9 protein-coding genes and 1 rRNA gene are annotated in these 9,117 nt (G+C 68.7%); 7 read left to right on the top strand and 3 right to left on the bottom strand.

What is annotated here, in order from left to right:
- Positions 1–221 precede the first annotated feature (221 nt).
- Positions 222–338: ribosomal RNA gene (gene rrf, locus ACFXHA_RS35210) — 5S ribosomal RNA — on the top strand.
- A 159-nt stretch (positions 339–497) separates the two neighbouring features.
- Here the strand turns inward: rrf and ACFXHA_RS35205 are convergent.
- Positions 498–1,847: a hypothetical protein gene (locus ACFXHA_RS35205; RefSeq protein ID WP_379363913.1), complete on the bottom strand. Its 1,350-nt coding sequence runs from the start codon at positions 1,845–1,847 to the stop codon at positions 498–500.
- On the opposite strand from ACFXHA_RS35205, the gene ACFXHA_RS35200 reads away from it, so the two are divergent.
- Together ACFXHA_RS35200 and ACFXHA_RS35195 are read left to right on the top strand one after the other, a co-directional pair.
- On the top strand, positions 1,836–2,585 hold the full coding sequence (locus ACFXHA_RS35200; protein ID WP_379363911.1) for a hypothetical protein: 750 nt from the start codon (positions 1,836–1,838) through the stop codon (positions 2,583–2,585). The genes ACFXHA_RS35205 and ACFXHA_RS35200 overlap by 12 nt on opposite strands.
- 108 nt (positions 2,586–2,693) lie before the next feature.
- A complete protein-coding gene (locus tag ACFXHA_RS35195; protein ID WP_379363909.1) occupies positions 2,694–3,593 on the top strand; it encodes an HAD-IIA family hydrolase in 900 nt (299 codons plus the stop codon).
- A gap of 48 nt (positions 3,594–3,641) precedes the next feature.
- Here the strand turns inward: ACFXHA_RS35195 and ACFXHA_RS35190 are convergent, their stop codons facing one another.
- On the bottom strand, positions 3,642–4,400 hold the full coding sequence (locus tag ACFXHA_RS35190) for a class I SAM-dependent methyltransferase (protein ID WP_379363907.1): 759 nt from the start codon (positions 4,398–4,400) through the stop codon (positions 3,642–3,644).
- Positions 4,401–4,538: 138 nt separating this feature from the next.
- Between ACFXHA_RS35190 and ACFXHA_RS35185 the strand changes: the two genes are divergently transcribed.
- Genes ACFXHA_RS35185 through recN form a run of 4 tightly spaced genes read left to right on the top strand, consistent with a single transcriptional unit; the run spans position 4,539 to position 8,469 of the window.
- Positions 4,539–4,859 carry a hypothetical protein gene (locus tag ACFXHA_RS35185; protein WP_379363905.1) on the top strand — a complete coding sequence of 107 codons (321 nt, stop codon included), beginning with the start codon at positions 4,539–4,541 and terminating at the stop codon, positions 4,857–4,859.
- Between the two features lies 1 nt (position 4,860).
- Positions 4,861–5,751, top strand: a complete 891-nt coding sequence (locus ACFXHA_RS35180; protein WP_379363903.1) for a TlyA family RNA methyltransferase — start codon at positions 4,861–4,863, stop codon at positions 5,749–5,751.
- Positions 5,748–6,710, top strand: coding sequence for an NAD kinase (locus ACFXHA_RS35175; protein WP_379363901.1), 963 nt, complete (start codon positions 5,748–5,750; stop codon positions 6,708–6,710). The genes ACFXHA_RS35180 and ACFXHA_RS35175 overlap by 4 nt, the downstream gene beginning before the upstream one ends.
- A complete protein-coding gene (gene recN / locus ACFXHA_RS35170; protein ID WP_379363899.1) occupies positions 6,688–8,469 on the top strand; it encodes a DNA repair protein RecN in 1,782 nt (593 codons plus the stop codon). The genes ACFXHA_RS35175 and recN overlap by 23 nt, the downstream gene beginning before the upstream one ends.
- A 99-nt stretch (positions 8,470–8,568) precedes the next feature.
- Here the strand turns inward: recN and ACFXHA_RS35165 are convergent, their stop codons facing one another.
- A complete protein-coding gene (locus ACFXHA_RS35165; RefSeq protein ID WP_379363897.1) occupies positions 8,569–8,988 on the bottom strand; it encodes an SRPBCC family protein in 420 nt (139 codons plus the stop codon).
- Between the last annotated feature and the right edge of the window lie 129 nt (positions 8,989–9,117).

Raw genomic sequence — 9,117 nt, 5'->3', positions numbered from 1 at the left:
GCCTGGTAACAGGTGTAGGTGACTGGTACTAATAGGCCGAGGACTTACCAACAAAGAAGCTACGCGTCCACTGTGCAGTATCTGAAACAACACACGACCGTGTGTTGGAGAAGGATTTTTCTAGGGGGTTCCCCCCTAGGACCCCCATTGATTGGGGTGTTCGAGGGGTTACCCCTCGAAAATTCTCCTCTGGCACATGGAATGTGACAGTTTCATAGAGTTACGGCGGCTATAGCGGTGGGGAAACGCCCGGTCCCATTCCGAACCCGGAAGCTAAGGCCACCTGCGCCGATGGTACTGCACTCGACAGGGTGTGGGAGAGTAGGACACCGCCGGAACATCCTTCACGAAAGGGGACCCAACACTGGGTCCCCTTTCGTCGTTTCAGCACCTGTGCCGCGAGGTCGCTCAGGGGCGCGTGATTGAATTTGGGGTAAGTGGTATCGCCCACCCGCCCTCCTCACGCGCCGTCCAGCGCCGTGGCCGGGTACCGCAGGCTACAAGAACAGAGAGGGATCACCGTGGCGGAGCAGAACGACGACCGCAAACCCTTCCGTCGCAACAGCGGTGGGACCGGACAGGGCGGCTACGGCCGGCGCGAGGACAACGAAAAACGCGATCAGGGACGGTCCGATCAGGGGCGGTCGTCGTACGGTGGTCCGCGTCGCGAAGGCGGCGGCAGCGGTGGCAGCCGCGAAGGCGGCTTCAACCGCGGCGGTGGATCCGGCCGCGACGGTGGCGGCTTCAACCGGAACCGTGACAACGATCGCGGTGGCTACAACCGCTCCGAAGGCGACCGCGATCGCGGCGGCTATCGGGGTGGCGAGAGCAACCGCGGCGGATCCGAACGCGACAGTGGCCGTGGCGGTTTCAACCGCGGCGACCGTGACAGCGGTCCCAGCCGGGGCGGCAGCCGCGAGGGCGGTTTCAACCGTACCGGTGGTGGTGATCGTCGTGAGGGTGGCTTCAACCGCGGTGGCGGAGATCGTCGTGAGGGCGGTTTCAACCGCAGCGGCGGTGGTGACCGTCGTGAAGGCGGGTTCAACCGCACCGGTGGCAGTGACCGTCGCGAGGGCGGTTCCGATCGTGGTGGTGAGCGCCGTGAAGGCGGCTTCAACCGCGGTGGTGGTGACCGTCGTGAAGGTGGTTTCAACCGTACCGGCGGTGGTGATCGTCGTGAGGGCGGGTTCAACCGCGGTGGCGGAGATCGCCGTGAGGGCGGTTTCAACCGCAGCAGCGGTGGCGAGCGTCGTGAAGGCGGGTTCAACCGCACCGGTGGCAGTGACCGTCGCGAGGGCGGTTCCGATCGTGGTGGCGAGCGTCGCGAGGGCGGCTTCAACCGGGGCGGCGGTGACCGTCGTGAAGGTGGATTCAACCGCGCCGGTGGTGGCGAGCGTCGCGAAGGTGGCTTCAGCCGCGGTGGCAGTGACCGTCGTGAGGGTGGTTTCAACCGGAGCGGTGGCGGCGAGCGTCGTGAAGGCGGGTTCAACCGCGGTGGGGAGAACCGTGGCGGTGAGAACCGTGGTGGCGGACGGGGATTCGACCGGGATCGTGGGGCGTCGGAGGAGCGGAAGGGCTTCGCGCGCAACGGGTTCGGGGATGACAAGCGGGAGAGCTCGGGTGGCCGGGACTTCGACCGGGCCGGGAAGGGTTCGGGCGAGCGGAGTTTCGACGGCGGGGACCGTCGCCGGGGTGGCGAGGGTTCGCGGTTCGGTGGTGAGCAGCGTTCGGGCCGGCCGGATGAGCCGTCGTTGCCCGATGATGTGCAGGCCGCCGATCTCGAGCCGGCCGTCCGGCGTGATCTGCTGAGCCTCGACAAGAGCAATGCCGAGTCCGTGGCGCGGCACCTGGTGATGGTGGCGCAGTTGCTGGACGAGGATCCGGAACTGGCGCTGGCGCATGCCCGTGCGGCGCGGCAGCGGGCCGGGCGGATCGCGGTGGTTCGCGAGACCGCCGGTGTCGCGGCCTATCACGCGGGTGAGTGGGCCGAGGCGCTGTCCGAGCTGCGGACCGCGCGCCGCATGTCCGGTGGCTCGGGCCTGCTGGCCGTCATGGCCGACTGCGAGCGCGGTCTGGGTCGTCCGGAGCGTGCCATCGAACTGGGTCGCAGCGACGAGGCCCGCGCCCTGCAGGGCGACGAGGCCACCGAGCTGCGCATTGTGGTCGCCGGTGCCCGCATGGATCTGGGTCAGCACGACCAGGCCGTGGTCACCCTGCAGACCGCCGAGCTGGATCCGGCACGCACCGGTTCGGCCACCGCGCGCCTGTTCTACGCCTACGCCGAGGCGCTGCTGGCCGCCGGTCGCGCGGAGGAGTCACTGACCTGGTTCATGAACGCCGCGTCGGCGGACCTCGACGGTGAGACCGACGCCGAGGAGCGTGCGGCCGACCTGTCGGAGGGCGGTGACGGTTCGGACTGGACCGAGGCTTTCGACGACGACGAAGACGACGATGCGGACGACGAGGACGCTGAGGACGACTCGGACGACGAGGGCGACGACGCTCCGGTCGCCGAGCAGGACTCCGCCGAGGCTCCCGATGCTCCCGAGCCGACTGCGAAGTCCGACGGCGAGAACGAGAACTGAGGACAGACAGGTGATTTCGACCGTGCGGCCGCGCTTCAGCGCAGCCGCACGGTCGTTTTCGTTTGCAGGCACGGTATTTTCAGCGCAAGTAATGAGAGGGACGGCGTAATGCGACTGCGGGACCGCTTCGAGGCATTGCTGTTGGATCTGGATGGCACGCTGTTCCGCGGCCACGAGCGGATTCCGGGTGCGCCGGAAGCGCTTTCGGCGGGCGAGTCCAAGCAGCGCCTCATGTATGTCACGAACAACGCGAGCCGTTCGGCCGACGCGGTGGCATTGCATCTGCGGGAGCTGGGTTTCGCCGCCTCCGAGGACGAGGTGGTGACCAGTGCGCAGGCGGCCGCGCGCCTGCTGGCGCAGCGGGTCGCGCCCGGCTCCACCGTGCTGGTGGTCGGCACCGACGATCTGATGTCCGAGGTGGAGAACGTCGGCCTGCAGGCGGTCCGGCGTTTCGACGGGGTCACGCCCAGTGCCGTGATCCAGGGCCATTCCATGCAGACGGCGTGGGCCGATCTGGCCGAGGCGGCGTATGCGCTGCGTTCGGGTGCGCTGTGGGTGGCCGCCAACACCGATGCCACCCTGCCGACCGAGCGTGGTCTGGCCCCCGGCAACGGTTCCATGGTGGCGGCGCTGCGGCAGGCGTCGGGTCTGGAACCGATCGTGGCGGGCAAGCCGTTCGCGCCCCTCATGGAAGACGCGCTGGAACGCGCCGGTACCCGTGACGCCCTGGTGGTCGGCGACCGCCTCGACACCGATATCGACGGCGCGCACACCACCGGCCTGGAGTCGCTGATGGTCCTCACCGGTGTCAGCACCCTCGAAGATCTACGCGTCCAGCCCGCCGACCAGCTGCCGACCTATGTCGCCGAATCGCTCGACGCCCTCAATCATCCTGTCGCCGAACTGGATCCGGTAGTGCCGGGTAGCGGCGATATCGCGGCGGAGATCGCCGCCCGGCTGCGTGCGGCCCCCGGCCGCGCGATCGCGGTCATGTCCGTTCCGGTATGAGCCGTGCGCCCATCGGGTGGCGTCGTCCACCCGATGGATTCGGAACTCTCAGAACGGTTTTCGCGCCTCGATGAGGGTGCGGGCCGAGTAGGCGACGAACGGGCCCTCCGCGGTGATCTGCCGGTGCAGGTTGTGCAGGCGGTCGCGGTAGGCCTCGACGGTGAAGCCGGGGACCATCCAGATCACCTTGCGCAGGAAGTAGACGACCGCGCCGATGTCGTTGAATTCCATGCGGAGTCGTTCCGTGCGGGATTGCACGAGCTCGAGACCGGCCGCCCGCGCCTGGGCCGCCTCGGTTTCCGGATCGCGGCCGCGGCGGGCCTCCGGCTGTGGGCCGAGGAAGTATTCGACCACCTCGAAGACGCTGGCCGGTCCGACGTGCTGCGCGAAGTAGATGCCGCCGGGTTCGAGCACCCTGGCGATCTCGTCCCACCAGATGGTGGCGGGGTGGCGGCTGGTCACCAGGTCGAAGGCGGCATCCGCGAACGGAAGTGGCGGCTCGTCCGGATCGGCGACCACGACCGCGCCGCGCGGATGCAGTAGCCGGGTGGCCTTGTCCAGGTTCGGCGGCCAGGATTCGGTGGCGACCATGGTGGGCGGGAAGGTGCCCGCCTCGGCGAGCACTTCACCGCCGCCGGTCTGGATGTCGAGCGCGGCGCGGGCGGTGGCCAGCCGCCGGGCCTGTTGTTTCTGATATCCCCACGACGGCCGCTGTTCGGTGGCACGCCCGTCGAGCCAGGAGAAGTCCCAGCCGGCGACGGAGACGGTCTCGGCCTCGGCGATCAGATCTTCGAAGTCGCTGTCCATTTGCCCAATCCTGTCAGCCGCCCGCAACCGATTTTCGGTGCCACACCCGACCGTCCGCCGGTGCCGGTCGGTGAGCGGGTCGAGATGCGGTGGGGGTACGTGTGTTCGAATGCGAGTTCGGGTAGCGTTGTCGCCACCATGACTACGCCCATGCCTCATCCGCAGATCCCCGCGCCGGGGCCGCATTCGGGGATGCCGGGACCGCAGGGTCCCCGTCCCGGGATGCCGCTACCCGGTCAGCATCTGGCGGGTGCGAATCAGGAGTTCGCCGACCCCGCCCGGGTGCGTGCGGACGTGGACGCGTTATTGGCCGAATTGTCGGCGGGAGCACCGAATCCGGGTTTTCCGGGCGCGCCCAGCGTGCACTCGGAGGGCACCGATATCGTGCGGCGGGCCAAGATTCTCGAGCAGGCGCACGATGTGCTGGTGCAGGCCCTCGCGACGGTGGACAAGATCTGAAGTGGCCAGGCGTGCACGGGTGGACGCGGAACTGGTTCGCCGCGGATTGGCGCGATCGCGGGAACACGCGGTCGAGCTGATCAACGCGGGCCGCGTCCTGATCAATGGGTCGGTCGCCACCAAACCGGCGACCGGGGTCGAAACCGCTACACCGCTGCTGGTGCGGGACGAACCCGACGAGGTGCAGTGGGCCTCGCGCGGCGCGCACAAGCTGCTCGGCGCGCTGGAAGCCTTCGAGCCGCTGGGCGTGTCGGTGGAGGGCAAGCGCTGCCTGGACGCGGGCGCGTCCACCGGCGGATTCACCGATGTGTTGCTGTCGCGGGGGGCGAAAGAGGTGGTGGCCGCCGATGTCGGCTACGGCCAGCTCATCTGGCGACTGCAGAACGATGACCGCGTCCGGGTGCACGATCGCACCAATGTGCGGCAGCTGACGCCCGAACTCATCGGTGGCACAGTCGATCTGGTGGTCACCGACCTGTCGTTCATCTCCCTCGCCCTGGTGTTGCCCGCGCTGGCCGCCTGCGCGGCGCCGGGCGCGGATCTGCTGCCCATGGTGAAGCCGCAGTTCGAGGTCGGCAAGGACCGGGTGGGTTCCGGTGGCGTGGTGCGTGATCCGGCGTTGCGCGCCGAGGTGGTGCGCGAAGTCGCCGCCGCCGCAGCGAAACTCGGCCTGCGCACGCGCGGCGTGGTGGCCAGTCCGCTGCCCGGTCCGTCCGGGAATGTCGAGTATTTCCTGTGGTTGCGCAAGGAAAGCGGGTCGGTCGGTGAACCGGAGGAAACCGGCGTCACACCCGGTGACGGCGCGGGCGTCGGTGCGGACGCCTACGATGCAGACGAGGCGTCTCGTGTTGCGACGTTGATCGATCGTGCGGTGCAGGAGGGTCCACAGTGAACGCGGCTAGCCCGGCCAGAGAAGTACTGCTGGTCGCGCATCCGGGACGGCCGGAGATCACCGATACCGCGCATCGCGTCGCGAAGATCCTGTGCGGCGCCGGGATCGGGCTGCGGGTGCTCGAGGACGAGGCGTACAGCACTCGTTTCGATATCGACGACGACGGCGTGGCCGACGGGTATCCGGCACGGGTCATGGCGCACAATCCGGACGCCGCGGTCGGCACCGAGATGGTGCTCGCCCTCGGCGGGGACGGCACTTTTCTGCGCGCGGCCGAACTGGCCCGCAGCGCGGGGGTGCCGGTGCTCGGAATCAATCTGGGGCGCATCGGTTTTCTGACCGAGGCGGAGGCCGAGAACCTCGATGAGGCGCTGTCGCAGGTGGTGCGGCGCGACTATATCGTCGAGGAGCGGATGACCATCGATGTCACCGTGCGCGTCGACGATACGGTCACCGAGCGTGGCTGGGCGTTGAACGAGGCCAGCATCGAGAATGCCGCCCGTATGGGCGTGCTCGAGGTGGTCCTGGAAGTGGACAACCGCCCGGTCTCGTCCTTTGGTTGTGACGGCGTGCTGATCGCCACGCCCACCGGGTCCACCGCCTACGCCTTCTCGGCGGGCGGGCCGGTGGTGTGGCCGGATCTCGAAGCGCTGCTGGTGATTCCGTCCAATGCCCACGCGCTGTTCGCGCGACCCCTGGTGACCAGCCCGGATTCGCGGATCGCGGTGGAAACCGTGGCGACGGGCCATGATGCCATTGTTTTCCTCGACGGCCGACGCACCCTCGCATTGCCGCGGGGCGGCCGGGTAGAGACGGTCCGCGGGACCGAACCGGTGCGATGGGTGCGGCTCGACTCCGCGCCGTTCGCCGACCGGATGGTGCGCAAATTCCAGTTGCCCGTGACAGGCTGGCGAGGCCGACGGACGGAGAGCACGAGTGCTGACAGAGATCAGGATTGACGGGCTTGGCGTAATTTCCACCGCCACCGCGCAATTCCACGAAGGGCTGACCGTACTGACGGGTGAGACCGGCGCGGGCAAGACCATGGTGGTGACCAGCCTGCACCTGCTCAGTGGTGCGCGCGCCGACCCCGGGCGGGTCCGGTTGGGCGCGTCACGGGCCGTGGTGGAGGGCCGTTTCACCGTGGACTCGGTGCACGACGGGGCGCTCGGCGAGGTCGAAGAGGTCATGGAATCCTCGGGGGCCGAACGGGATGACGACGGCAGCATCATCGCTGTCCGGACCGTCGGCAGCGACGGCCGCTCCCGGGCGCATCTGGGCGGTCGCAGTGTGCCCGCCTCGGTGCTCTCGGATTTCACGACCCCGCTGCTCACCGTGCACGGACAGAACGACCAGTTGCGTTTGCAGCGGCCGGATCAGCAGTTGCACGCGCTGGACCAGTTCGCCGCCGACGCCGTGGCACCGCTGCTGGCCAAGTACCAGAAGGCGCGGAAAGCCTGGTTGGACAAGCGCAATCAGCTGCTCGAAAGAACCGCGCGCAGCCGGGAATTGGCTCTCGAGGCCGACCATCTGACCCAGTCGCTGGCCGAAATCGACGCCGTCGCACCGGAACCCGGTGAGGACGAGCATCTGGTCGCCGAGGTGCGCCGGCTCTCGGACCTGGACTCACTGCGTGAGGCCGCCTCCACCGCGCACGACGCGCTGGCCGGGCCCGCCGACTCGCCGGGCGAGGATTCCGGTGCGCTGGATCTGCTCGGCACGGCGCGTGCCCGCATCGAATCCTCCGACGATCCCAAGCTGTCGGGGCTGGGTCCCCGGCTGGCCGAGGCGATTTCGGTGGTCGTGGATCTGGCCACCGAGCTCAGCTCCTACCTGTCGGACCTGCCGTCGGATCCGGGTGCGCTGGAATCCATGCTGACCAGGCAGGCCGAGCTGAAGACGCTGACCCGCAAGTACGCGCCCGATATCGACGGGGTCATCAAGTGGGCCGACGAGGCCCGCATGCGGTTGGACTCGCTGGACGTCTCGGAGGAGGCGCTCTCGGCGCTGGCCGCCGAGGTCGAGACCGCCGCGGGGAAGGTGCGCGAGACGGCCCGCAAGCTGACCGCCGCCCGCAGCAAGGCCGCGGGCAAGCTGGCGTCCGCCGTGAGCACCGAACTGGGCGGTCTGGCAATGGGCCGGGCCCGGCTCGAGGTCGGCGTCGGTCCCGTCCCTGCGGGCGTACAGGATTCGGCCCCGCTGGTCATCGACGGCAAGGAACTGCACGCCGGATCCACCGGCGTCGACGAGGTGGAGTTCCGCCTCGCCGCTCACTCCGGCGCGCACCCGCTGCCGCTGAGCAAGAGCGCCTCTGGCGGTGAGCTCTCCCGCATCATGCTCGCCCTCGAGGTGGTGCTGGCCAGCTCCGAACACGGCACCACCATGGTCTTCGACGAGGTCGACGCCGGTGTCGGCGGCCGCGCCGCCGTCGAAATCGGCCGCCGCCTGGCCCGTTTGGCCCGCACCCACCAGGTCATCGTCGTCACCCACCTGCCGCAGGTGGCCGCCTTCGCCGACACCCACCTGGTGGTCGACAAACTCGACGACGGCAAGGCCGTCAAATCCGGCGTCAAGGCGCTGACCCAGGACGAACGCGTCGTCGAACTCGCCCGCATGCTCGCGGGCATGGGCGACACCGAAACCGGTCGCGCCCACGCCTGGGAACTGCTCACCACCGCCGATGCCGAGAAAGTCGGCGCCGCGGTCGGCAGCGAATAGCCCTCGACGAAACCGGCCGGGCCCCAAAGGGGTCCGGCCGGTTTCGGGCTGCCGCGCTGCGATCGAGGGGTCTGCGGCGGCCCAGGGACTGCGGTTCGGCTACTTCAGGGCCTTGCGGACGGCACCGATCAGCTGGTTGGTGAGGGCGCGCAGGCCGGGCTCGAGGACGGCGTCCGGAATGGGGAGGCTCGGCTCGGATTCCATGGTGTAGACGACGCGTGTGCCGCCGGGGGCGTCGGAGAAGCTGACGGTGCCGACGTGGCGCTTGACGGGGGCGCCGGCGATGACGCGGTAGACCATGCGCTCGTTGGGGACCAGCTCGGTGGTCTCCTCGGTGGGGCCGATGCCGCCGATGCCGAGGTGGTACTGGGCGCCGACGCCGTTGGGCGCGCCGATACCCGGCTTCTTGAGCGAGACCTTGATGGGCACATAGGGATTGATGCTGTCTCGCTCGGTGAAGAGCTTGTAGACGGTCTCACGCGGGGCGGGGAGGACGGTGTCGACGGTGGTACTGGCCATGACGGGAGCATATCCTTACCGGCTGGTAAGAAGATAGGCGCGAATGGGACATTCCGTTCGGGCCGATGGCATCACTGTGACGGATCGCCATGCTGACCGGCGCGCCTCCACCATAGGTTGAGACTTTAC

It is taken from the genome of Nocardia sp. NPDC059240, from assembly GCF_042753865.1.
Lineage (GTDB): Bacteria > Actinomycetota > Actinomycetes > Mycobacteriales > Mycobacteriaceae > Nocardia.
This window is presented reverse-complemented; position numbering and strand designations above follow the sequence as displayed.